This is a genomic window from Helicobacter sp. MIT 05-5294 (assembly GCF_000765675.1).
Classification (GTDB): Bacteria; Campylobacterota; Campylobacteria; order Campylobacterales; family Helicobacteraceae; genus Helicobacter_D.
Map to the genome: position 1 here is coordinate 18,911 of NZ_JRPA02000011.1, position 23,694 is coordinate 42,604.

The 23,694-nt window shown below is 37.8% G+C and carries 24 protein-coding genes; 5 read left to right on the top strand and 19 right to left on the bottom strand.

Annotation, left to right across the window (positions count from 1 at the left end; genetic code table 11):
- Window positions 1–6: 6 nt before the first annotated feature.
- From LS69_RS06660 to LS69_RS06740, 18 genes are all read right to left on the bottom strand, one after another.
- Window positions 7–792 (bottom strand): TSUP family transporter, encoded by a 786-nt coding sequence (locus LS69_RS06660; protein ID WP_138123396.1) that lies wholly within the window; start codon window positions 790–792, stop codon window positions 7–9.
- A 68-nt stretch (window positions 793–860) separates the two neighbouring features.
- Window positions 861–1,184, bottom strand: a complete 324-nt coding sequence (locus LS69_RS06665) for a YnfA family protein (RefSeq protein WP_202978664.1) — start codon at window positions 1,182–1,184, stop codon at window positions 861–863.
- Between the two features lie 10 nt (window positions 1,185–1,194).
- Window positions 1,195–2,160, bottom strand: a complete 966-nt coding sequence (locus tag LS69_RS06670; RefSeq protein ID WP_138123398.1) for an aldo/keto reductase — start codon at window positions 2,158–2,160, stop codon at window positions 1,195–1,197.
- 50 nt (window positions 2,161–2,210) lie between these two features.
- Window positions 2,211–2,588 carry a MerR family transcriptional regulator gene (locus LS69_RS06675; protein ID WP_138123400.1) on the bottom strand — a complete coding sequence of 126 codons (378 nt, stop codon included), beginning with the start codon at window positions 2,586–2,588 and terminating at the stop codon, window positions 2,211–2,213.
- Window positions 2,589–2,627: 39 nt separating this feature from the next.
- The gene (locus tag LS69_RS10470) at window positions 2,628–2,780 is read right to left on the bottom strand and encodes a hypothetical protein (protein ID WP_194145456.1); all 153 of its coding nucleotides are present in this window, start codon (window positions 2,778–2,780) and stop codon (window positions 2,628–2,630) included.
- Between the two features lie 47 nt (window positions 2,781–2,827).
- Window positions 2,828–3,589 carry a carboxymuconolactone decarboxylase family protein gene (locus LS69_RS06680; protein WP_138123466.1) on the bottom strand — a complete coding sequence of 254 codons (762 nt, stop codon included), beginning with the start codon at window positions 3,587–3,589 and terminating at the stop codon, window positions 2,828–2,830.
- 338 nt (window positions 3,590–3,927) lie between these two features.
- On the bottom strand, window positions 3,928–4,812 hold the full coding sequence (locus tag LS69_RS06685) for a methylase (protein WP_138123402.1): 885 nt from the start codon (window positions 4,810–4,812) through the stop codon (window positions 3,928–3,930).
- Window positions 4,787–6,214, bottom strand: a complete 1,428-nt coding sequence (locus LS69_RS06690; protein ID WP_138123404.1) for a restriction endonuclease subunit S — start codon at window positions 6,212–6,214, stop codon at window positions 4,787–4,789. Before LS69_RS06690 ends, LS69_RS06685 begins: the two co-directional genes overlap by 26 nt.
- A 409-nt stretch (window positions 6,215–6,623) precedes the next feature.
- Window positions 6,624–7,700 (bottom strand): Fic family protein, encoded by a 1,077-nt coding sequence (locus LS69_RS06695; RefSeq protein WP_138123406.1) that lies wholly within the window; start codon window positions 7,698–7,700, stop codon window positions 6,624–6,626.
- A 2-nt stretch (window positions 7,701–7,702) separates the two neighbouring features.
- A complete protein-coding gene (locus LS69_RS06700) occupies window positions 7,703–9,781 on the bottom strand; it encodes an N-6 DNA methylase (RefSeq protein WP_138123408.1) in 2,079 nt (692 codons plus the stop codon).
- 141 nt (window positions 9,782–9,922) lie between these two features.
- The gene (locus tag LS69_RS06705; protein ID WP_138123410.1) at window positions 9,923–10,564 is read right to left on the bottom strand and encodes a sugar O-acetyltransferase; all 642 of its coding nucleotides are present in this window, start codon (window positions 10,562–10,564) and stop codon (window positions 9,923–9,925) included.
- Window positions 10,565–10,573: 9 nt separating this feature from the next.
- Entirely contained in the window at window positions 10,574–11,080 is a 507-nt protein-coding gene (locus tag LS69_RS06710) for a cupin domain-containing protein (protein ID WP_138123412.1), read from the bottom strand.
- Between the two features lie 325 nt (window positions 11,081–11,405).
- A complete protein-coding gene (locus LS69_RS06715; RefSeq protein WP_138123468.1) occupies window positions 11,406–11,987 on the bottom strand; it encodes an NAD(P)H-dependent oxidoreductase in 582 nt (193 codons plus the stop codon).
- 183 nt (window positions 11,988–12,170) lie between these two features.
- Entirely contained in the window at window positions 12,171–12,569 is a 399-nt protein-coding gene (locus tag LS69_RS06720) for a VOC family protein (RefSeq protein ID WP_138123414.1), read from the bottom strand.
- Between the two features lie 12 nt (window positions 12,570–12,581).
- Window positions 12,582–13,562, bottom strand: a complete 981-nt coding sequence (locus LS69_RS06725; RefSeq protein WP_138123470.1) for an alpha/beta hydrolase — start codon at window positions 13,560–13,562, stop codon at window positions 12,582–12,584.
- 156 nt (window positions 13,563–13,718) lie between these two features.
- Entirely contained in the window at window positions 13,719–14,960 is a 1,242-nt protein-coding gene (locus LS69_RS06730) for an NAD(P)-dependent alcohol dehydrogenase (protein ID WP_138123416.1), read from the bottom strand.
- 90 nt (window positions 14,961–15,050) lie between these two features.
- Complete coding sequence (locus LS69_RS06735; RefSeq protein WP_138123418.1) at window positions 15,051–15,791, bottom strand: SDR family oxidoreductase; 741 nt, start codon at window positions 15,789–15,791, stop codon at window positions 15,051–15,053.
- Between the two features lie 74 nt (window positions 15,792–15,865).
- The gene (locus LS69_RS06740; RefSeq protein ID WP_138123420.1) at window positions 15,866–16,513 is read right to left on the bottom strand and encodes a flavodoxin; all 648 of its coding nucleotides are present in this window, start codon (window positions 16,511–16,513) and stop codon (window positions 15,866–15,868) included.
- A gap of 146 nt (window positions 16,514–16,659) precedes the next feature.
- On the opposite strand from LS69_RS06740, the gene LS69_RS06745 reads away from it, so the two are divergent.
- From LS69_RS06745 to LS69_RS06760, 4 genes are read left to right on the top strand one after another with little or no spacing between them, the layout of a single operon-like run.
- The gene (locus LS69_RS06745; protein ID WP_138123421.1) at window positions 16,660–17,898 is read left to right on the top strand and encodes a DNA methyltransferase; all 1,239 of its coding nucleotides are present in this window, start codon (window positions 16,660–16,662) and stop codon (window positions 17,896–17,898) included.
- A 2-nt stretch (window positions 17,899–17,900) separates the two neighbouring features.
- On the top strand, window positions 17,901–19,814 hold the full coding sequence (locus tag LS69_RS06750; RefSeq protein WP_138123423.1) for a DUF87 domain-containing protein: 1,914 nt from the start codon (window positions 17,901–17,903) through the stop codon (window positions 19,812–19,814).
- A gap of 1 nt (window position 19,815) precedes the next feature.
- Window positions 19,816–21,210 carry a DNA double-strand break repair nuclease NurA gene (locus LS69_RS06755; RefSeq protein ID WP_138123425.1) on the top strand — a complete coding sequence of 465 codons (1,395 nt, stop codon included), beginning with the start codon at window positions 19,816–19,818 and terminating at the stop codon, window positions 21,208–21,210.
- An 11-nt stretch (window positions 21,211–21,221) separates the two neighbouring features.
- A complete protein-coding gene (locus LS69_RS06760; RefSeq protein ID WP_138123427.1) occupies window positions 21,222–22,118 on the top strand; it encodes a DMT family transporter in 897 nt (298 codons plus the stop codon).
- A gap of 248 nt (window positions 22,119–22,366) precedes the next feature.
- Here the strand turns inward: LS69_RS06760 and LS69_RS06765 are convergent, their stop codons facing one another.
- Window positions 22,367–22,735: a helix-turn-helix domain-containing protein gene (locus tag LS69_RS06765; RefSeq protein WP_138123429.1), complete on the bottom strand. Its 369-nt coding sequence runs from the start codon at window positions 22,733–22,735 to the stop codon at window positions 22,367–22,369.
- A gap of 307 nt (window positions 22,736–23,042) precedes the next feature.
- Between LS69_RS06765 and LS69_RS06770 the strand changes: the two genes are divergently transcribed.
- Window positions 23,043–23,675, top strand: a complete 633-nt coding sequence (locus LS69_RS06770) for an NAD(P)-dependent oxidoreductase (protein ID WP_138123472.1) — start codon at window positions 23,043–23,045, stop codon at window positions 23,673–23,675.
- The last annotated feature ends 19 nt before the right edge of the window (window positions 23,676–23,694 follow it).

The following is a 23,694-nucleotide window of genomic DNA, read 5'->3' on the forward strand; positions in this document are numbered from 1 at the left end:
TTAAGTTTAGAAAAACTCCCGAATAATCAGTTGCGTTGAAATCGCAAAACACAGACAAATCACAACAGGTTTAATAATCTTTGTGCCATGTTTGAGTGCAAGTTTTGCTCCAGTCCTCGCTCCAAGTGCTTGTCCAACGCACATTATAATTCCCAAAACCCACAAAACATTCCCACTAAGCACAAAAAACAATGTCGAGGCAATATTGATACTAAAAACTATCCAACGCGAAGATGCTAAGGCTTTACTAAGTCCATAGCCCCCAACGCTAACAAGCATTGTGAGAATGAGTGTGCCAATTCCCACACCCAAAAACCCACCATAAAAACTCGCACCCGCGCAAGTGCCATAGAGTAGGGCTTTGTGCGGTGTTGTCGCTCTGTCGGTGTCGCTGATGTTGCGCGAGAGCAAGAAATACGCGCCAATGGTAATCATCACAAAGGGCAAAATTTTTGAGAGAATCACGACTTCTACAACCTGCACACTAAGCGCACCAATGCTTGCAAACACGACCGCGATACCGATACACACAGCGTTTGTGCGCATATCGACCAAGCCCTGTGCATAATAATGCGCCGCACCAGTAAATGAGCCAACACACGCTTGGAGTTTGTTTGTCGCAAGCGCGGCGAGGGGGTTTATCCCACTCAAAAGCAAGAGTGGCATGGTGATCATTCCCGCCCCGCCCGAGAGCGAGCCAACAACCCCGCCAAAGATTGACGCAAAAAACAAGATAAGATACCAATAGAACGCGACATCTTCAAAGCTTGGTGTGGTGATGAGTTCAAGCATGGGGTCTCCTTGTATTTTTAAGGTTTGAAATTATAGCATTTACGACAAGCCCCCTGCGCTCATTTGCATTAATTGCGTGGAGCATACATTATAAGACAAACGCCAAAAAGCACTAAGATTCCGCCTATAATGTCCCACATATCGGGCTTAAAACTATCAAATTTCATTGCCCAAATAATAGAAAATACGATAAAGATTCCCCCATACGCAGCATAAACTCTGCCAAATCCTTGCACTTGCCAAGTCGCCACCACTCCATACAATGCAAGGCAAATCATTCCGATTATGCCTAGCATCAACCCTTTTTCTTCTTTTAGCCAAATCCAAACCAAATATCCCCCACCCACTTCTAAAAAAGCTGCGAGAACGAAAACCAGCAATGATTGCAACACTATAAGAACCTTACGCGTCCCAACCAAAAAGGCTTTTGTTAGTATCAAGCTTTTTGATTGCGCTTAAATCTTGCAAATCAAGCTTAAAATCAAAAATGTTGATATTTTCTATCATGCGCTCTTTTTTAGAGGTTTTGGGGATTACATTAATCCCGCGCTGCACCAAATAGCGCAACCCGACTTGCGCAGGAGTTTTGCCATATTTTTCACCGATTTGTATCAAAGTAGGATTCTTAAAAAAGTCGTTATTGCCATTAGCAAAAGGACTCCACGCCTGCATAATCGTGCCGTGTTTTGCCATCGTTTCTTGCAAAGCTTCGCGTTGAAAAAACACATGGGTTTGCACCTGATTAACCGCCGGGATAATTTGGCAAGACTTAATAAAATCAAGATAGGCTTTAGTATCAAAATTTGAGATTCCGAGTGCTTTAATCTTGCCTTGTGCATAGGCTTCTTCCATTGCCTCATACATTTCTTTTGACTGCGCATAAGGGCTGTGGATTAACAGCAAATCCACATAATCAAGCTTGAGTTTATTCAGCGATTCTGCAATGCTTTTTTTGGTCGCCTTATAGCCCATACCGCTTGAAAGTTTTGTAGTGATAAAAAGCTCCTCGCGTTGATAGCCATTTTTGAGACTTGCATTAATTGCCGCTCCCAAATCTCGCTCATTGTTATACATCTGTGCACTATCAAAAAGGCGATAGCCCACACTAAGTGCGTCTTTAACCGCCCTCTGACAATCCACCTCGCGCAAAGCATAGGTCCCAAGCCCAATGATTGGCATCATCACGCCATTATTAAGCGTAAGATTCGGGATTGCATTTGTGTCTTTTGAATTCTCATCTGCCAAAAGTGTTCCGATTCCAAAGTTTGCTAACGCCATTGTTGCTCCTATCTTTGCCGAAGTTTTGAGAAACTCACGGCGGGTATTTCTCGCCTGATTTGTCTGAAGATTCCAAGTGTTGTGATTCATGATTTTTCCTTTGATTCAAGATGAATTTGTATGTGCATTGAACGCTCCTTTTAATATTTCTTTTGTTTCGCGCATTCAAGATTTTCATACATCTTGTGTTTTTCTTCTAAGATTTTTAAAATCTCTTTTGTTTTTGCCAAATCTTTTTTGACAAATTCTACTTGCTTTTTGATGATGTCTTTACGCTCTTTTAGGGTTTTGTCGCCCTGAAAATAGAGGTCAATATAATGCTTTATCGTCTTAATGTCCATTTTGGTTTCTCGTAAATACTCAATCCAACGCAACGCGTCAATATCGTTTTGGCTAAAATACCGCACTTTATTCTTGTCGGTTTCCAGATAGGGGAATAGCCCCTTTTTAATCCAAAAGCGAATCTTGGTTGAGGGGATTCCTGTTTTTCGCTCTACTTCTATAATCGTCCAAGCCATTTGATTTCCTTTAGTGGTTTTGTGATTCTTTTGCCCATACTATCTTGCAAAAAATGTTTCAATCGTAACGACTGCGGTATTTTGTTGGTGCTGTGGCGCAATAGAATCGGTGAGGATTCTTAAAATCTCTGCACCTAGAATATATCCTCTTGCTACTTCACTTGCACTTAAATCCTCAAACCGCCTTGCCATTGGGGGCAAATCAATCGTAAGATGTCATTGCTATCTATCTGCATTTTTTATTGCAAAGGCGCAATCGCATCAATCGCACTTAACGCATTAAGGCTTCTTGGGTAGCCAATATATGGCACAAGCGCGGTAACCACAGCGATAAGTTTTGCTCTATCATTGCCAATTCTAATATTCCCCGCGACATGGGCTTTGACTTGAGAATCTGCCCCACCCATTGAGAGGATATACACAAAAGTTAAGAGTTCGCGGAATTGCAGCTCTAAACCTGTGCGCGTGTAATAATCACCAAAGCAATTTGCTGATAAGAATCTGCGGATATGCTGATAGTCTTTGGGTGCATTTGCATTGCCTTTGTCTATCGCTTCTCCAAAAAGCTCTCTTTGGGTCTCTAAGCCTTTTTCTTGGCGGTTTTCTCGCGTGGTGGTGCTTTGGGCTTCTAGGGGCAAGGTGATATGATATGCTTTGAAAATCTCATTGGTTGCGGTGATAAAGTCAATGCTCTTGCCCATTCCGACATAAGGTGTCGCTTGGTAGAGTATCTCTTTAATCGCTATGGGCGAAACACCATTTTTAAGTGCGGCATTTAGAATCGTCTTGTATTCACTTAAAGCAGGGATTGCCACGAGTGAAGCAAGGATTATCAGTAGTCGTTCTTGTAGTTCTAGCTTAGAATCGACTATGACTTCATCAAAACTGAAATTGACATAATTGCTAAAAAACTCGGGGTCGGTTTTTGCCAGATCGCTTTGAGCGGGCGAAACACCAAAGAGGGTTTCAAAGTTTGCTCTTGCATTTTCTGTGAGGTTCATTGTGTCTCCTTGTGTGAGTTTGGGGGTGTGGTTTGATTCTATTGCGCTTTGGGTATGAGAATCTTTGCATGCACTAAGCGAGATTCCAAGCCCGCCTAAGCCAACTAAGCCCCCAATTTTTACCGAAGTTTTTAAAAACTCGCGGCGGGTTTTAGAATCTAGTTTTTGCGATTCTGTTTTCATTATTTCTCCTTTTGGTTTAGAATCTTAGGCTTTGCCTTAGAATAATAAATCCATCGTCATACAAATCGCATGACTCCTTGCATAGAAGTAAAAATGAAATTATAAAATATGAGAGTTAGTATCAGTCAAGGGACTTGAATTGATAAAAATAAAAATTATGATTTTCTAATTGCCTCTTCTACTTTTGCTTTAGCCTTTTCTAGCAATATCTTTGCTTCTGTTCGTAGAGCAAAGCTTTGAATGATTTTAGATTCTATGGTTTGTTGAATCTGTTTATTAAGGATTGGGATAAGCACATTTTTAATCTCATCAAGCTTCCAATGTGCAATAATCGAACCTCCACTATCCCGCTCTGCTTGAAGCTCGGTTGTAAGGGAGTTGAGAATTAAGGTTAAATATTGAGGCAGAATAAGACTTTTGTCTTTTATCTGCAAATGCAAAATCGCCCCGCTTGTGATACATTCTAAATCTTTTTCTAAACAATAAGCAAGCCCTATACTCCCATCTTTGCTTAATAAAATCATATCTTTTTTCGGATATAAGTTTTTTAATTCTTCTTCATTAAAATCTGCAGAATCTAAATAGATTTCACTTTGATTGATTCCAAAATGGCTAAGATTACTCACACGAATAAAAGGGATTCCGCTTTCTCTGTATGCTTCACTACCGGGTTCTATGGATTTTTTGATTTCTACCAAATCTCCCAATCTTGCATAGTGTTGAGATTTGATTAAATTTTCATTTTGCTCATATTTGGTTTGATAATATTCAGAATCTAATCTACTAGTTTTTAGGAAAGATTCTTTTAAAGTTTTAATCGTGTAATTTATGGGTTGGGTGTTGGCATTGAAATGCTTTTGTGCGATTTCATTTGCGCTTTGAGATTCTGTATTACAAAATACGAGTTCTTCATATAACAGCCATTCGCCCAAACGATATTCTTGTTTTGACTCTTTAAGTTTGGCTTTGATTTGCGGGTAGTAGATTCTAAAGATTTTGCTTATAAGGAGGGCATTATTCCCCCCCCCCCCCCCGCACAATAGCAGATTCTACTTTTTCTTTAGCAACTTGTAGAAGATTTTTCGCCTCTTTGCGTAATGCGAAGCTTTTTTGAATATGAGCGGCGATTTGGGTTTGAATCTCTAAGGAGATTTTGGGGATAAGTATATTTTGTAATTCCTCTTTGGAAATAGCTGTTAAAATTGTCCCACTTGGAAATTTTTTCAAATATTCTTGAAATATTTGAGATTTAAACAAAACAAGCAAGGTTTCACTATTGATAGATTGTGCTTTCAATACATAGAATCCTGTTGAAACAATACAATTATCAAATTCTTCAGTAATTAAAGCACAACTACTCAAGCTCCCCTCAATACTAGAAATAATCAAGTCCCCTTTTTTAACAAGTCGTCTAGCCCTTGTAGGGAGATTTTCTCCTAGCTCCTCTAAAGGCTCATTAATATTGCCATTACCTCCAATGTTTGCAAGCTCTATATAGCGATATTTTTCTTTAGCATTTGGAGTAAAATTAGAATCCTTAATCTCAATAAGGGTTAATGCCATAAAACCGCCTTGATAGTTTTTGATATATGATTCGATTTTGTCATATTTGGTTTGGTAATATTCGCTATCCAGCCTGCCAGTTTTGAGGAAAGATTCTTTGAGTGTGCGAATGGAGATATTTATAGAATTTTGCTTATCTTGCAAAAGACTTTGCAAGGGATTTTTAGGGTCAAGTCCTAATTCTGCATATAAAATCGCTTCTGCCTCTTTATACAACTCTTTGCTTTGTTCTAGGGAAAAATGAGAATCTTTAACAAGCTTTTCAATTTCTAATTGAAATTCCATAGAAAAAAGGGGAACTAAAAGTTTTTCATAAAAATCGGTTGGCACTCTTTGTCTTCCACTTGTTCCAACCATATTATCAGCAGCAATCTTTCTTATAGATTCTCTATTTAAATAGCAAAATACAAACTCTTTTAGAAATCTTGAATCCTGTATGCGAAACACATTAAATTCTGTGCTACCAAAACCAATTTTATTTTCCAAATCAAAGGCTATCCCACATTTCCCGTGCTCCATACAAGGGGTTATTTTTGCAATTAAAATATCATTTTCAGCAAAATAGGTATAGCCCTTTTCAAAATCTTGTATTTCTCCACATTCTCTATCATTAATAACTCCATTTCCCAAATTTTGCATTGATAAAAAAGTAACTTTTGTATTCTTGTTTAAATGCGAAATTTCAGTTTTTGAAGGATTAATAAGTGCAATTTTAGATAATTTTTCATATACTAAATTCTTATTGATACATAAATTTGATTTTTTAAAAGGTTCGCTATCAATTCTAAAACTATCATTATCCTTTTGCACTTCGCTAAGCTTAAGCACACTCACTTCCAAATGCGGAAATTTATCTTGCAAGGTTTGGTTTGGATTCATTAATAGCACTCCTAATAATTTAATAAAATTTTAAGCAAAAATATAATAAATCTTTGCTATGATTACATTTCTTTCAAGGCGGATCCTTTTCCGCCATTTCCACTTTATATTTATTTCCATCATTTTCCCTTATAAGTAAAGTTGAAATTTAAGATTTTTATATAATATCTGTTCTTTCTAGGGGGCACTTGCCACCATTTCTAATTTTGCGCATAAAACACCAAATCCTTATGAAAACTTACTAACAAATCATCAAGAAAATCTTTAATTTTGTTTGGGTGTATAGAAATAATTGCGCTTTGGTTAAAGCTTTGTATCATCCCCTTCCTTTGATATGTTTAAAAAAACTAAATATTTATATATATTTATACAATATGTTAAAAAAAATAAAAAATTTTAACATATCATATCATATCAGTGGGTTACTTAAAATTTTAAATAACCTCACATTAATAAAATACTTATTTCTGCCAATTTTAATACACTCCAAAAGGGTTAATTTTTCGCAAGTTTTAAGGTATTTGGAGGCACTTTGTCGGCTTATTTTTAGTTTTTTTTCTAAAAATTCTATTTTTGTATAAGGATAAAAAAACAGGGCTTCAATCAAGTCTTTGCTATAAATTTTATCAGCATTGTTTTGTAAAACTTCAGCAGCATCTTTCATTGCTTTATCAATATCTTTGATTCTTTGAATTGTAGCGATTGAGGTTTTTTCTATGCCTTGTAGAATATAGACTATCCATTCATTCCAAGCCGCATTTTTGCTCACTTGCTCTAAAAGATGATAATACTTATCTTTATGCTTGATAATATAAGCACTCAAATACAAAATGGGTGTATCCAAACGCTCCTTGAAGACAAGATAAAGGATATTTAAGATTCTGCCTACTCTGCCATTACCATCATAAAAAGGGTGGATTGTCTCAAATTGATAATGAATAATCGCAAGTTTTATTAAGGGGTCAAAATTATCTAAATCTTCATTGATATAACTTTCTAAATTATTCATAAGCCTTAAAATATCGTCTTTGTGCTGTGGGGGGATATGTTTAATCTCTCCTGTGGCTGGGTTTTTGAGCATTGTCCCGCTTTGGGTGCGAAAACCTGCATAATTTCTCTCTAGTCGCTTTTGAATCTCTAAAATATGTTTGTTGCGCAAAAGATTTTCTTTTTTAATCAATCTAATACCAAGCTTAAGTGCTAATTCATAATTTTGCACTTCTTTAGCATTTTTGGTAATTTTACTTTCGTCAATCTGTGCTAAAAATAGCTCATCATGTGTAGTGATAATATTTTCAATTGCATTAGAATCTTTTGCTTCTTGTAAAAGTAAAGAATTGATTAAAATATCTTGATTGGGGATAGTTTTTGCAAACCCCTTAAGCTCTCCTAATCTACCTGAAGCTTTGCTCAAAAGCTCATAAATTTTTATATCCAAATGAATGTTAATTGGCAATTCTTGAGGGATAAATTCTTTTTTGCTCATGCTTACTCTCTCCAAAAGCTCAAATTTTCTGCTTTGGCAAATTCTATAAAGGCTTCTGTGATTCCATCTCGTTGCAAGTCTTTGTATGTTTCATATCGCTTTTGGTATTCGCACATTCTTTCATTGAAAGATTCGTCGCTTTCATTTGATTGTCTGATAGGCTCTTCACCCTCAAGATGTGGGTGAAATAAATCATGCCTAACAACCAAATGCCCATGAGAATCTAAAAGCGGATAATAAATCTTTTCCCCTGAATTGTCCTTGCTTGGCTCACTCATTGTTGCAAAGAAAATGTTGTAATCTTCACATTTTGGGCAAAGCTCTTGACCGCTCTCATCTTCGCCTCCCCATTTTTGCAAAAATAGCACAGAAGTTTTTGTGCCTGTGTGAGGCTTAAAGACATTACCATGCAGTCCTACAACAGCTAGGATTCTCGCTTTATCCGCAATAAACTCCCTTATATATTTATCGCTAGAGTTATTGAATCTCCCCTGTGGAAGCACAATAGCCATACGCCCACCGGGTTTTAACATATCTAAGTTGCGCTCAATAAATAAAATATCGCGTCCTACTTTGCTTTGTAGCTTACCATTGGCATTTTTGCTTAGTTCATATCTGCTTAGAATTCTGCTTTCTTTAATATCTCCTGCAAAAGGTGGATTTGCCATTAAAATATCAAAACTAAAATCGCGATTTTCATTTTTATTTACCCTTAGTTTTTTGAGTTTCTTAAAACCCTCATTATAGACATCATTCCAATTCTCATCTTTTACCCATTCTTCCCAACGCTCATAATCAATAGAGTTAAGATAAAGCACATTCGTATGCCCATCACCTGCGATGAGATTTAGCATTTTGGAAACTCGCACGCTTCGCTCATCAAAATCTACGCCAAAGATTTTTTCTTTGACATAATCTTCACATTCTGGGATTTTTTTCTCCGCTGTGAAAAGGTGGCTTGCTTCAATGCCTTTTTCTTTATAGATTTGCTTCCATACATAAAAGCAAGTATGGATAGGGAATCCGCAGCTACCACTTGCAGTGTCTATCATGGTTTCTTCTTTTGTGGGATTAAGCATTTTTACACACATATCTATCACATAACGCGGGGTAAAATATTGTCCTTTCTCACCTTTGGCAGATTTATTGACAAGGTATTCAAACGCATCATCAATGACTTCTAAGTTTGAGTTAAAAAGCTTGATTTTTTCTAATGAACCAACACAAACGCTTAAATGTGAGGGGGAAAGTTTAATTTTTTCGTCTTCATTAAACACGCCCTCCCATTTTTTCTTTGCTTTATTAAAAAGTTTTTCTATTTTTACTTTGAGTTCCGAATCTGATTCACCATAGTTTTTAAAATCAAGATTACGCGTTTTGTCCCTTGCCCCTTCTAACTCATCATAAAGCTTGATAAAAATGAGTTTGAAAACTTCTTCAAATACATCAACTCCAGCATTTGCCAAAACTTCATCTTCCATTTCTGTAATAATATCTCTTAGGCTTCTTTTTTGTATCGTTAAAATATCTGTTTTTATCAAGTCATCAAAGGTAAAAGGCTCATTCAAAATATCTTTAAGGCTTTTATCGCTTGTAGGGATATTGGGGATAGATTCAAAATAATTGGGGTCTTTGCGGTGGTAATAGCTAATTTGGTTACCATTGCTCCATACTGCCATTGTCGCACCTGTGGCATTACAATAGCTTTTAAGCTGCTCTTTGCCTTCTTTGAGCTTTGGCTTTTTAACTTCTATGATAATATAAGCTGAAGTGATTTGGAGTTTGTCCATTACCACAATATCTGCCCTTTTCACCTCGCGCCCAAAATGAACAGAATATTCTACTTGGATTCGTGATTTAGGATATTGGTATTCATTGATGAGCTTATCTAAATAAAGTTGGCGAACGATTTCTTCGGGGGTGAGTTTGATTTCTTTATCGCGTATGAGGCATAGCACATAATAACTTATGCCACTTTTACTTTCTTTTGTGGTGATTTTGGATTCTAGTTGCATTATAGAATCTGCACTAAACAAATCAAGCTTATAATTGGAATTTTTCAAGATTTCTTGTAATAGCATTCTTTCTCCCCAATGCAAAATGTTTTTAAAAGCGTAACAAAAGCCCCTTTAAAATTCGCTTCTTTCCATGTAGGATTTCTGCTTTAAGGAGAAAATTGTGCCAACTTAGGACTTCTCAATATTTTCTTTACATAGTGGCTTCTACTCAAACTCCAACATCTTTAGCACCCTTGCGGGGTTACCCCCAACTATCGCATTTTCTGGCACATCTTTAGTAACCACCGAACCCGCTGCGATAATCGCATTATCGCCAATTGTTACGCCCGGGCAAATGGTTACATTAATCCCAATCCACACGCGATTACCAATCACAATGGGCTTACAAAAGGTCGCGGTGCGATGATAGGGGTCAAAGTCATGGTTAATGGTTGTAAGGCATACTTTGGGCGCAATAAACACATCATCACCAATTGTGATTCCCCCTCTGTCCATAAATGTGCAAGCCTGATTCATAAAAAAGTTTTTACCCACGCGGATATTTTTCCCAAAATCTACATAAAAAGGTGGGATAATCCACGACTTATCATCAAGCTTTTGCCCAATGATTTTGCTAAAAAGTTTGCGTGATTTTTTAGGGCTGTGTGCGCTAGAGTTAAACTTATGGGTAAGCTTAATCGTCTCACGAATCACCGCTAAAATCTTTTCGCATTCTGGGTCGTTCATATCGACAAGCTCGCCTTCTAAATCGCGTATAAAAATATCGCGATTCGTTGTTGGTGCGGGTGTGCTGCGCGCTGAAAGTTTGGTGATGAGTTTCTTTTTATTGCTTTTGGATTCTTTCATTATTTTTCCTTATTTGGTTTTATCTGCTTCTTGAACAAACTTTTCATATTCTTCATCGCTTAGAATCTCTAGCCAAGTAACATTTTTGCCATTTTTTTCGTGTGTTAAAGCGATATGTGAGCCACTCTCTTTAAACCCCGCACCATGCCAATGCTCGACATCTGGTGGGCAAAGCACGACATCGCCGGGTTTGGCAATCTGCGTAACCCCGCTTTTTGTGCCGGTGTAAATCGTTCCTTTGGTAACAATCAGTGTTTGTCCCGCTGGGTGCGTGTGCCACGCGGTTCTAGCGCGGGGGCTAAAGGTAACCTCAGCTCCGCCAAAAGGGCGGTAGGTATCGCTTTTGAATAGCATTTTGACATTCACTTCGCCGCTAAAGATTTTAGAATCTCCCTTAAAGCCTCCTAAGCTACCATTTTTTACGACTTCTTGCTCTTGCATTTTTGCCTCCTTTGCATGTGCGATACTCAAGCAACCCATTGTTGCGACTAATGCCAAACTCACGATTTTTTTCATTGGTTCTCCTTTGTGTTTTAGATTTTTCCTCTTAGATTCTGCTCTTGTTGATTGCTTCGCGTAAGCTCGCAATGACAAATGGAGAATCTTACAAGTGTCTTATCTGTCATTGCGAGACTTCATTAGAAGTCATGGCAATCTAACATGTGATATTCCTAATTATATAGGATTCGTTGCCTGTTGATTGCTTCGGCTAGCGCCTCGCAATGACGATAAAGACACTCAATCGCTAAATCGTCATTGTGAGAGGCTTTGAGAATGTGGCAATCTAACATATTGCCACACTCATTTATTTACTCGCAATGATAGGCTCATATTGCCTCAATCACGCATTCCCAAACACCTTTTGTAAATGCGCTTCATATTCTGCCAAATACCGCTCTACTTGCGGGTTTTTTACCACATCATTACATAGAAAGCTAGGCAACTTTTGCATTCCGCAAAACTCATGTGCCTTGTGCAAATGCGCAAACACACCATCGATTCCAATGCCCAAAAACTGCGTTTTATCTGTAAAAGCTTCAAGCGGGGCGTTCCAAGTGCTGCAAAGCATATAGCTTTTGTTTTGTGCCAAACCGCCGCTGCCATATTTCTTGCTTGGGTCTTTTCTAGTCCTGCCATCATCATTAAAAAGCACACCATGACTTGCCAAATACACTTCATCGATGTATTTTTTGACAATCCAAGGTTCGCACATCCACCAAGCGGGGAATTGGTGAATAATAGAATCTGCCCATTTGAGGTTTTGCACCTCTTTTTGCACATCATAACCTTTGTCAATAATGACTTCTTTGGTTTCGTGTCCTAGCTTGCTTAGTGTTTCTTTTGCGAGTTCGTGCAAGGTTGTATTAAGCCTGCCCTTAGAGTTTCCAAACTCTTTTGCGCCATTGAGTAGGTAAATTTTCATCTTTGCTCCTTTGTGTTTTTTGATTGAATCCTGTGCATTTGCAAGCGAGATTCCAAAACCTCCACTTGCAATCCCTAGCCCTGCTAAACTGACCATTTTTGCCGAAGTTTTTAAAAACTCGCGGCGATTTTTAGAATCTGACTTGTGCATTTTGCTCCTTTTGTGTTTTTGGTCTTAGAATCTTTAGCACATCGTTTGCGCATCTTCTTCCCTCTCCACAGCGATTTCTACCAAATTGCCATCGGGGTCTTTGAGATAGATTGAATCAAGCTTTGCCCGCGCACCCGTTCTTTGCACAACGCCCGCTTCAAGCTTCACACCTTTTGATTCAATCTTGCGCTTAATCGCGTGAATATCGCCCTTTGCAAGCAGGCAAAAGTCTAACGCGCCATCACATGGCTTACTCGCGGCGGGTTGAAACTCGCCAAAATGTTGGTGGATATTGATTTTTTGGTTGCCAAAGCAAATCGCATAGCGTCCATTTTGCTCTCTCACCTCGCATTCTAAAATATCCCGATAAAACGCGAGGCATTTTTCTAGGTTGTTTGTAAGCAGGACAATATGGTCAATCGCGACTATCATTTAACACTCCTATTAAAGATTCTCACCCAAAAACTGCACGATTTTATCAAAGGGAATTTTACTCGCATTATCATACAAATCTACATGATTAGCATCGGGAATGAGCAAAAGCTCTTTATTCTCGCCTTTGAGCTTCTTGTAAGCGTCCTCGCTAAAATATCTACTATGCGCTTTTTCGCCATGAATCACCAACACCGCATTTTGAATCTCATCGCTAAAGCTAAGAATTGGCATATTTATCAGCGATAAAGATGAGGTGAGATTCCACGCACCATTGGAGTTTATCGCGCGTTTATGAAACCCGCGTGGGGTTTTGTAATAATCAAAATAATCCTTGATAAACTGCGGCTCATCACCACTAAGCTTCTCGGGTAACCCGCCTTGTGGCGCGTAAGTGCCACTCTTGAAGTCCTTTGTGCGCTGCGCGTTGAGGCTCTCTTTGAGTTTTTGCCGCGCTTTTGCGTCCATTGCGTCAAAATATCCCCGCGCATTGACGCGTGTCATATCATACATTGTCGAGGCAATCGTCGCCTTGATGCGCGTATCCATTGCTGCGGCATTGAGCGCAAAGCCCCCAAAGCCACAAATGCCCAAGATTGCGATTTTATGAGAATCCACTCCCGCGAGGTTGCTTAGATAATCCACCGCTGCGCTAAAGTCTTCGGTGTTGATGTCGGGCGAGGCGACATTGCGGGGTTCGCCGCTGCTCTCGCCCGTGTAAGATGGGTCAAACGCAAGGGTGATAAAGCCCCTTTTTGCTAGGGTTTGGGCATAAAACCCGCTTGCTTGTTCTTTAACCGCACCAAAAGGTCCCGCGATTGCGATTGCGGGGAGCTTGGCGGCTTTGTCTGTGTTTTTGGGCGTATAAAGGTCGCCTACGAGCGTGATTCCATAGCGATTTTTAAAGCGCACCTTTTGCACCTCTACCGCTTCGCTTTGTGCAAAGACTTTGTCCCATTTGTCGGTTTTGCTTGTTTTGTCTGCTTGTGCCATATCGCACCCTCCTAAGAATAAAATTACTAGGCTTATGCCTAAAAGTGTTGAAAAAAGTTTGCCAAATGTGTTTTGCATGGTTTCTCCTTTTTGGTTTGGCATTTTTATGCTTTGATATATCAAAGTCTTGCGAGATTCTTAAGGCTTTATGAGAATCTACACCCTAAGGCTGCTCATATCAATCACAAAGCGAAAGTCCGCCTTGCCCGCCGCGACAACCTTATATGCTTCATCAAGCTGATTGATTGGAATGATTTGCACTTTTGGGTAGATTCTGTTTTTCACGCTAAAATCTAGCATTTCTTGCGTTTCTTTAATCCCGCCAATCACGCTAGGGTAGAGCTTTTTGTTTTGAAAGTTCCACACAAATTCATCAAAATCAAGCTTTGGCTTGTCTTTGCTTGCAGGAAGCCCCACAATCGCCATTTCACCGCCGAATTTGAGCATTTTATGATACGCATTCACATCATAATGATAGGGAATCGTGCTAATGATAAAGTCAAAAGTGTTGGCAAACTCGCCAAATCGCGGGCTTTTGACATTCACAAACTCTTTTGCGCCAAGCGCTAAGCACGCATCTTTCTTCTCAACAATATCAAAGCATGTTACCTCTGCACCGAGCTTTGCCATATATTGCAACGCCATATGCCCCAAGCCCCCAACGCCAGCAACAGCGACTTTATCGCCTTTTTTGACTCTTGAGAACATAATAGGCGAATAGGTGGTAATCCCCGCGCAAAGAAGCGGCGCGACCTTTTCAAGCTCGGCATTTTTGGGGACTTTAATCGCAAATTTTTCGCTTAGCACGATGTTGTTAGAATACCCGCCATAGGTGTTTGCACCGCCATGGAAGACATCTTTGCTATTATAGGTAAAAACGGTTTTGCCATTTGTGCAATACTGCTCTTTGCTTGCCTTGCACGCCTCGCATTCGCCACAACTATTGACCATACACCCCACACCGGCGTAATCGCCAACCTTAAACTTGCTCACATTTTTGCCCACCGCAACGACTTTGCCCAAAATCTCATGCCCGGGGACAATGGGATAGGTGGGTGGGTGGTGGTCGCCGCTTACGCTGTGCAGGTCGCTATGGCAGATGCCCGCATAGAGAATCTGCAAAAGCACATCATTTGCGCCCAGCGAGTGGCGGGTGAATTTGAAGGGTTTAAACTTCCAGTCTTTAGAATGCGCGGCATAGCCCACGCTTGGAATCTCCTCGCCTTTGAGGGCTTCTTGTAGCCCAAAGGGTGTGCTTGCTGCGGTGTTTGCCGCGTTTGTATTGCTCGCATTTTGGGCAAATAGGTTTGCCCCAAAGCCCAAAGCAGCCGCACCACCGGCGATTTTTGCAGAGGTTAGCAAAAACTCTCTGCGCGTTTTGTCGTGTTCGTTTTGCATATTTGCTCCTTTAAAAGTGAAAACAAAATTATAAAACCTGATACCTAGTATTTGTCAAGAGAATCTTGCTATTGCCATTGTGTGCGTGCTTTAGCGCGGTGCGGGCTTGTTGATTCCAAAGCTTTGACGCACACCAAAAGCAGGAGTAGTGCAGAGCCGCACAATCAAATCTGCGATACTCTTGCGCGAAATGCGTGCGCTTGGGTTCTTAAAAGCCTCGCCTTTTTGGGTCAACTCATAATCAATCTCATCAGCATTGCTAAACCACTGCGCGCGGATAATCGTATAATCAATATCAGAATCTTCGATGATTCTCACCTCTTCTCTGTGCGGGGCAATATAGCTCGCAATGCGCGCGAGTTCGCTATCGGGAATCTCTTGGTATTGCCCATTATACACGCCAAATGAGGTAATCCAAACCAGCCGCTTTAGCCCGACTTCGTGCATTGCCTCAATGATAGTTTGTGCCATTTGAGGGGTGTTTTTGCCATAGAGATTCGCATAGACGACATTGACATTTTGCATTGCCGATACAAGCGAATCTTTGTTGGTCGCGTCTCCTTCGACAACCTCAACGCGTGGGCTTTTGAGGTGTTCAAGCCGCTTGGCATTGCGCAAAAACAGCTTGAGATTGACATTGGTATTGTCCAAAAACATCGTGGTTGCCACGCGTGCAACGCTGCCATTTGCACCGATAATCAGCACTTTGAGCGGTTGGGTTTTAGAATCTTTAGAATCTTGCGCGTTTGCAAAGTTTGGCAAAAGAGCCAAAGAGACTGCCAAAACAAGGGCTGCCAAAAGCCCTCTGCGGGGGTGGGTAGATTGTTGCATCGCTGCTCCTTGTTGAAAAATCAAAGTGGATTATAAATGATGAGAGTTACTATCAGTCAAGGGGAAAAGAAAGATTATAGATTTTCAAGCTTTAAACTCAAAAGCCATTGGTGGATTTTGTCTTGGGGTAACTGCGCAAAAGCTGTGCCTTGTTGCAATGCAGTTTGGTTAAAAGATTTGAGATTCTTGTTGGTTTTTTCAAGCTGTTTAAAGGGCATTTCAAAGGCATTGAGAATCTGTGTTTTGGGGCATAGAGAGCGGATTTCTTTGAGTGCATTACCAAATCCAAAACCTGCATTTGTGATAAAAGGAGCAAGGCTTTTGCTCTCTAGGGGGGCTTTGGTGCATAAAGTTCTAATCGGTGAAGAGAGGCTTAAGCTCCACAAAGGAGAACCCACAAGCAGGGTGCGATACGAATCTAAAAACGATAAATCCTCTTGCAAAGCAGGTGTGAAATGCTTGTCTTTTTCGCGCGTTGCTTGTGCAACCATTGCTTGATAATCGCTTGGATAGGGTTGCGTTGTGTGGATTTGATACAAATCAGCTTGGAGCAAAGTGCGTAAATATAGGGCTAAAATATGGGTATTGAGGGTGCGCGAATAATACACAATGCAGATTTTATTTTGTGCACTCTCCTTTGCAAGGGCGGGGAAAGAAAGGGCAAGACTAAGGGCTGCGACTTTTTGAATGAAGATTCGGCGGTTGGCTGAAACAGGCGGCATGGAAAATCCTTTGAAATTTTGGCGGTATTATAAAGCATACCACCAAGTGTTTGTCAAGAGCAATGTTGGATAATATATGGAACCAATACAAATCAACTTAAATTTTAGGTATAATATTTGCTAAAATCAATATGGCAATAAATATTATGAATATCAATAATGCACTAATTAACAACAAAATAAACATTAACGATTATAAACAATATTCTTTTAAAGATTTTTCAAAATTGCATCAAATGACTGCTTATTTAGCTATGTTCCCTCCGAATCTCCCCTATTATTTTATTAAAAATTATTCTCAAAAAGGAGATTTGGTGTTTGACCCTTTTTCGGGCAGAGGCACGACAGCTTTTGAAGCTTGTAGAATGGGAAGGATTGGAATTGGGAATGACTTAAATCCTTTGGCGGTATGTTTAACAAAAAGTAAGATTGATATACCAAAGAAATACAATATACAAAAAAGGCTTCAAAACTTAGAAAAAGATTTTGCAACTAAGTGTATTACAAACAAGCAAATTAATGATATTTCAGATGATATCAAAATGCTTTATGAAGAGAATCAAACATTACCGCAGCTACTTTACTTGAAAAATCACTTAAATAAAAAAAATAAAATTGATAATTTTATCCTTGCGATTTTAACAGGACTTATGCATGGCAAACATAGAAAAGATGGGACTTCTATCTATTGCAGTATTGATATGCCCAATACTTTTAGTATGTCGCCCAATTATGTTAGAAATTTTATTGCCAAACATAATCTCCAAAAAATCAAACAAGATGTATTTTTCCTTTTAGAACAACGCATAGAATCTTTGTTTCAACAATCAACAAAAGAATTTCAAAATTTATCTGAATATCAAAAAGGCTATTGTTTTGCCAAAGATGCGATTCAAAGCGCAAGAAGAATTATCAAAAAATATGGAGAAAATAGTGTTCAATTGATTATTACCTCTCCTCCCTATTTAAAGAATATCAATTATGGAAAATATAATTGGATTCGGCTTTGGTTGCTTAATAAAGAAGTAGAAGAAGTAGATAAAAATGTCAGCATTTACCATAAGGCACAAAAAATTAAAGGCTTAAAAGATAATTTAGCTTTCAAGAATTACGCACAATATATGCAAAAACTTTTCAATAGTTGGTATGAGATTCTAAAACCAAAGTCTTATGCTTTTGTAGTGATTGGAGATATTGAAGAAAAAAATCTCGCACAAGATACTTGGCAATATATACAAGACAATGGTGGATGTCAATTACGACTTCAAGCGATTTTGGAGGATACAATTGAGGGCGAAAAAGAGAAGAAAGTAACAAGAATTTGGGGTGCAAAAAAAGGTAAAGCAACTAAAGTTGATAGAATCTTGGTCTTACAAAAGGAGTAACAATGGCAATTACAGATTCATTTTCAGATTCAAACCAGTCCCCAAAAGAATTAGTAGAGGCAAGAGCGCATTTTTTTGAGGAAATCAAGCAGGATAAAAATTTTGTTGGTAGCCTATATGACTTAGATTATGAAGAAGCTAAAATCTTACTTAATGATTATGATAAGAATGAGGTTAAAGGCTTACCTCATGGCTGTTTATTGATAGCAATTTATAATAATGAATTAAGGCAAAATCAAACAGAAGGAATTTTACTTAGAGTAATTGGAGTTTCTGAAATTCCACAAAAGAAAGAAATTATACAAAGTATAACGGATTTTTATATCTCAAAAAAGGAAAGTAGAACAAACATAAATCCTGATATTTATACAAAATATTTTTATCAGTTTTCGGGTTTATCTTGCAGGGCTTTAGGAACATTCTTTTTAGATAAAGATAAAAAATTAATTTTTGGAACGGATATAGAAAACTTTTTAGGAGCACATAATTATAGAGTTTATAAACCACAAAAAGAACAATTGCAAATCATTGTGAATGAAAATGCAGAACTTCATAATGATGAAATACAAGAAAAAATAGGAATCTTAAGATATGCCTCTAGTCAATCTTATGATGAAGATAAAAATTATGCCCCAGATGTTTTCTTAAGGACAAATGATATTGTCGCGAGACGCACAGCTTTTTTTGGAATGACGAGGACAGGTAAGTCTAATACGATTAAAATTATTATCAGTGCTATTGAGAATCTCAATATAAAACAAGAGAGAAAAATAGGGCAAATTATCTTTGATATTAATGGCGAATATACTTTTAGCAACAAGCAAGATGAGGGTTCAATCTATGATAGATTTAAAGAAAGGGTAATTCGCTTTAGCACTTCGTTAAAGAAATCCCAACAGCACCCTGATGTCCGAGCGGTGCAATATAATTTTTATAATGATGAAACTTTGGAAGGATCTTTTAACTTGTTATGTGATGAATTATTGCTTATTAAAACAGCCGATTATTTTAAAGATTTTAGAAGCATTGATATAATCTCTGAGAGCGACAATGGAGAGCAACAACGAGCCATTATGAGAAAACGAGCAATCTATAAATGCATTTTAAAAAAAGCAGGATTTGAGCAAAAAAATGATTATAAACTTAAGTTTTATCGCTTCACTCTTGAAGATAAAAATGAAGACAAAAAAGACAAAGAAAATAATCAACCCCATAATGGTATATCCATTGAAGATGCTTGTAGATATTTTGATAATGTGGATTTATCAAAAACGAGTAAAAAATATCAAGATGATAAACAATATGCAGCACTATTAAAAGTTCTTCAAGCTAAAAATAATATAAGCGGGTATAAAGCTTTAATGGATTTAAAATCCTTGCATTCCCTTGAAGGAGGTAATGACTATAAAAATGACATAGATTCAGCACTGCGCAAGGGACAAATTATCTTGGTAGATTTATCCACCGCCTCAACAGAGACACAACAAAAATATATAGATAGGCTTTGCTCTTATATCTTTTCCAAATCTATGGAAAAATTTACTAATGATGAAGAACCAGAATATATCCAAATGTATTTTGAAGAAGCACATAATATTTTCCCCAAAGATGATAAAGATTTAAAGAACATTTATAATCGTTTGGCAAAAGAGGGAGCAAAACTTAAGATTGGTATCAGCTATTCTACGCAAGAAGTCAGTTCCATTGCCCCAAGTATCTTAAAAAATACACAAAATTGGTTTATTTCTCATCTTAACAATAGAGATGAAATTAAAGTTTTAGAAAAATATTATGATTTTGCTGATTTTTCACAAAATATTATCCGCAATAGTGATGTGGGATTTGCTAGAGTAAAGACTTATTCAAACAATTTTATCATTCCTGTTCAGATTCAAAAATTTGAAACAAGAGGTTAAAATGGCATATTTTAACGAAAAAGCCTCCAAAATCAATCATCAATATATCATTGAGAATCCAAAGGTTAAAGCTTATCTTAATAAATGCGAAAAGATAGGGCAGAATCTGCCTTTGGAAGTGGATTCCCAAGCTATCACTTTACCGATACGCAATATACAAGATAAATTCTCTTTTTGTATTGAACGCGTTATTACCATAGATGGAGGCTATCAAGAAGTAAATATTAATGAGAATTTTCCCTCACAAAGACTCTGCTATTATAATATAGGCATTCTGATGTTTAGTGTTAAAGATTTAGAAGCAGTTGAAATACAACAAACAATCAATCCAAGCGATATAGGTAAGTTAGAAAATCTTGAAAGATTTAACTTTGTAGTACCCACACAAAACATTCGCTTAAAAAATGAGGATTTTATCACTACATTTAGAAAAACTTTCTATGAAGAAGTTTTTACAAAAAATTATCTTAATGAGGGTAATAAAAATAGCTCATTTATACACACAATCAAATGGCTCGTTTTTCAAGAGTATTTAGATTCAGATTCTAGAGGTAAAGGCTTTGTAAAATTTGCTTGTCCTCACTGCAAAAAAATACAAAAATTTCAAAGGCAAACACCTAATTATTTAGATGAACAAAATAATTTTATGGAGTGTTCAGAATGTAAAAGCATAATTTATATTACAGATTGTTTTGACTTACATACTTTAATTGATGAAATCAATGGAGCAACATTGATAGAATCTTATATCATGAGTGCTTTTGAAATTATCCTAATGTTCTCAATGTTTAGATTTCTTTTTGAAGAAGATAATATACAATGGTTGCCAAAGATTCTTTTTATCAAAGATGGACCTTTGGCTTTATTTAGTCGTCTTGATGATTTTGCCTTTAAAGTTGTGCGTCCATTTATACAATTTCTCTATGCAAAATCTTTAAGGGATAAGATTAGCTATGTGAATTTGGTAGGATTAGATAAGAGCGGTATGTTTGTAGAACATCTTAAAAACATAGAATCTAAAATTCCTTTAGGAAACATTCTTTTGCCAAATTTAGATTATATGAAAAAATATATTACGGGGAATAATGCTTCGGTTTTTGGGGAAAATACTTATTTTGGTATCAAAATGTTTGTGAGAAAAGAAAAGGAATTGTCCTTTGTCTTAGATGTTGCTATTCCATTTGATGAAAGTGTCAAATATAAAGATTACATTAAACAGCCAAAAATTGAGGATTTCCTCTCATTAAAGAATATTTTAGAAATATTGTTTCAACTCAAATGTGATTTATATGATAAATCTTTTATTCCTATTGCTATGGTTAATAAACTTGTTTCTCTATCAAATATCCCGAGCAAAAAGATACTAACTATTTTTTCACGAGACAAATTATCCTAATTGGGGATTCAATGCAAATTTTCAATCATTCTACATTGTTGGCAGGACATATTCTAGCCCTTTGGACGATGATTGTTTGGGGGGCGACTTTTAGCTCTACTAAGCTACTTTTGGAGGATTTTTTAGCGAGTGAGATTCTGCTGTTTCGGTTTTTCATCGCCTTTTTATTCCTGCTATTTTTGCGCCCCAAAGCCCTAGAATTTCGCGGAATCAAAGCAGAGATTCTACTCGTGCTTTGTGGGCTTAGTGGCGGTTGTTTGTATTTTTTATTAGAAAATATCGCGCTTTATTTTACAACCGCTTCTAATGCAAGTGTGCTGGTCTCTATTAATCCGATTTTCACCGGAATCTTAGGCTTCTTGCTTCTTAAAAAACATTTAAGCCGATATTTTTTGTGGGGATTCCTTTTAGCAAGTGTTGGAATCGTCCTCGTGATTTTTCGCGGGGAATTTTCCCCAACCCTCTCTCCATTGGGAGATTTGCTTTGTTTAGCAGCGGGGATTGTTTGGTCATCTTACACTATCATTTTGGACAAAGTTTTTATTCTTTTCAAAGGACAAAGCCATTTGCTCATCACGCGTAAAGTGTTTTTTTATGGGATTCTTTTTACCCTGCCTTTTGCGATTTTTGGCTCATTTTCGCGCGGGGATTTTCCACTGCATCGTTTTTTGGAGATTCCAAACTTGTTAAATCTCTTGTTTTTGGGATTCGTAGCGTCTGCTTTATGCTATTTAAGCTGGAATGCCACAATGAAGATTCTTGGCGTTTATAAAGCAAGTGCTTATATTTACACGATTCCGCTTTTTGGCGTGTTAAGCGCGGTTATAAGTCTAGGTGAAAGGCTTGATGGCTATATTGTTGTCGGCGGGATTCTTATCTTGCTTGGGTTAATCTTATCGCAAAAATAGGCTAAGATTCCACAAAACAATCCAATCAAAGAAACAAAATTGAAAACAACGATTCATTACCCTTGATATACTTTGTGAGATTATCTCTTTTGGGTTGTTGCAATGAGAGTGTGGAATCTAAAAATTCTATGCAAAAGACAAAAAGAAAAATCTTGAATCTAAAATTAACCCCTGCTAAGATTTAGAATCTTATCCCAAAATTCTATCCTTTTAAACAATGCAAAACGCTTAAAAGCCGAGATTCTACTTTATGTAAGGGCTTTATAATGCTCTCCCCATTGCTCCAAGCTCTCAATCACGCCTTTAAGGCTTTGCCCTAGCTCTGTGAGGCTATATTCTACTCTTGGTGGGACTTCGGCATAAACTTTGCGCTTGATAAGCCTCGCATCTTCTAATTCGCGGAGATTCTGTGTGAGAACTTTTTGTGAAATGCTTTGGTTTTTGGTCGCGCTAATGGATTTTTTTAGCTCCCCAAACCGCTGCACTTCACCCAACAAATCGCGGATAATGAGAAACTTCCATTTGTTACCAATGAGGTTAAGCGTAGTTTCTATCGGGCAAGGCGAGTAGTAATTCGCTTGTTTTTGTGTTATTTTTTTCCTAATTTTTTCTTCCATTTTGCCTCCAAGATTCAAAATTTTGTGCGAAAATTGTAGCCTATAAAGCTTAAAATATCGCAATAGTATCAAAAAGAATACTAGATGATAAAAAAATCCCTACTTGTTTTTTTAAACTTAGTGTGGCAAGATTCCATTGCATTAATTCACAATGAGCAAACGCTCAAAAAGGAGAATTATGAACTATTCAAGACGCAAGTTTGTCCAAACTACAGCACTTCTAGGCTTTGCTGGAGTTTTTGGATTCAATTTCGCAAACGCGACAAACACAGACGCAAATCATAATCTAAACAAAAAAGGAGCAACAATGAAAATAGCAATCTTAGCAGCAAGTGGCAGAGTAGGCAAACTCATCACCGATGAGGCACTCGCCAAAGGTTACGCGGTTAGCGCATTTGTGCGTGATAACAAAAAGCTTAGCCCCAAACCAAACCTCACAATAATCCAAAAAGACATTTTTAGCCTCAACGCAAGTGATTTGCAAGGCTTTGATGTGGTGATTGATTGTTTTGGTGAATGGAAGCAGCTTGATTTGCACAAAAAGCACATTGAACATCTTGTAAAGATTCTAAAGGGAAATAAGGCGAAATTCCTTGTCGTAGGAGGGGCTGGAAGCCTCTATATGGACAAATCGCACACCACACAACTCATTGATACACCAAACTTCCCCGATGAATACAAGCCTTTAGCGAACGCACAAACAGAGGGGCTAAAAGTTTTGCGCGGTGTTTCAGATATTAATTGGGTGTTTGTAAGCCCTCCTGCTGAATTTGTCGCTGATGCACCTAAAACCGGAAAATATAAAATCATCGGCGAAGAATTTGAGGTCAATGACAAGGGCGAAAGCAAAGGAAGTTATGCGGATTATGCAAGTGCGATGATTGAGATTGCGGAGAATCCAAAATACAGCAAACAACGCGTGGGTGTAATTGGGCTATAGATTCTAATCCCTACTCCCT